This window comes from Streptomyces sp. NPDC054840 (genome assembly GCF_053611065.1).
In genome coordinates this window covers 1-1100 of the sequence record NZ_JBSGZP010000457.1, presented here as the reverse complement: position 1 = coordinate 1100, position 1100 = coordinate 1, and the positions used below count along the sequence as shown (strand labels likewise).

The 1100-nt window shown below is 75.0% G+C and carries 1 protein-coding gene and 1 pseudogene; both read left to right on the top strand.

Annotated elements, in window-relative coordinates:
• Positions 1–274: pseudogene (locus tag ACWGIU_RS26735) on the top strand (PadR family transcriptional regulator); the annotation flags it as partial.
• Between the two features lie 192 nt (positions 275–466).
• Positions 467–1100, top strand: a 634-nt coding sequence (locus ACWGIU_RS26730; RefSeq protein WP_453709876.1) for a glycerophosphodiester phosphodiesterase, incomplete at its 3' end; no start/stop codon positions are given.

The following is a 1100-nucleotide window of genomic DNA, read 5'->3' as shown; positions in this document are numbered from 1 at the left end:
CGGCCACCTGGCCGAGCCGGAGCGGCTGCGCGCGATGGTCGGCGAGCACCTGGAGCGGACCAAGGGCGAGCTGGCCGCCGTACGGGAGGCGAGGGAGCATGCGAGCGGCGTACCGGAATGGGCGTTCCCGGCCCTCGCGCTGCGCTGGAGCGAGCGGCAGCACCTGGCCGAGCTGGAGCTCGCCGAGGCCCTGCTCACGGACCTGGACGCACTGTCGGAGGACCGGCGCGGCCCCGGCCGTCAAGCCGACGGGGACGCGCCCACGCCCGGGTGACGCGACAGGCGCCGCGCCGCTCCCGGTGGGGCGCACAACCCTGGCGGGAAGCGGCCGGGGCGCTCCTCGGGGGCCGTGCACGCACGGTCCCTTCGCACCCGCGGCGCACTAGCATGCGACCTCTTATCGCGCGCGGCCGGTCGTGACACCGAAGCCGCGCGGGGAGCCGCCGTCGACGGAAGCGAGAGAACCTTGACTTTCCTCACCATCGGTCACCGCGGGGTCATGGGTGTCGAACCGGAGAACACCCTGCGGTCGTACCTCCGAGCGGAACGTTGCGGCATGGACGTCATCGCTCTCGATCTGCGCCTGAGCAAGGACGGAGCCCTTGTCGCCGTGCACGACCCCGAGGTGGACCGGACCACCGACGGCTCGGGCGCCGTCGCCGATCTGACCCTGGCCGAGCTGCGCGAGCTGGACGCCGGTCAGGGCGAGCACGTGCCGGTCCTGGAGGAGGTCCTGGACGCGGTCCGGGTACCGATCCAGGCCCTCGTGGGCGACCTGGCCACCGCCACCGTGCTCGCGGAGCTGATCCTGCGCCGCGACCTGACCTCCCGCGTGGAGGTGGCCTCCGCCGAGGAGGCGGTACTCACCGAGACGGCCCGTCGGGTGCCGGGCGTACGGACCGTCCTGTACGCGGCCTCCCCCGGCGGCGAAGCCGCGTCCGTGGTGGACCGGGCGCCGGCCGTGGGCGCCGCGACGGTCGCCGTGGACATCCGCCGGCTCAGCCTGGAGACGGTGGACGCGGCGCACGCGGCGGGCGTGCGCGTGCGGGGGCTGGCGGTCGACACCCTGGACCTGTTGCGGCTCGCGCGCGCGCTCGGAC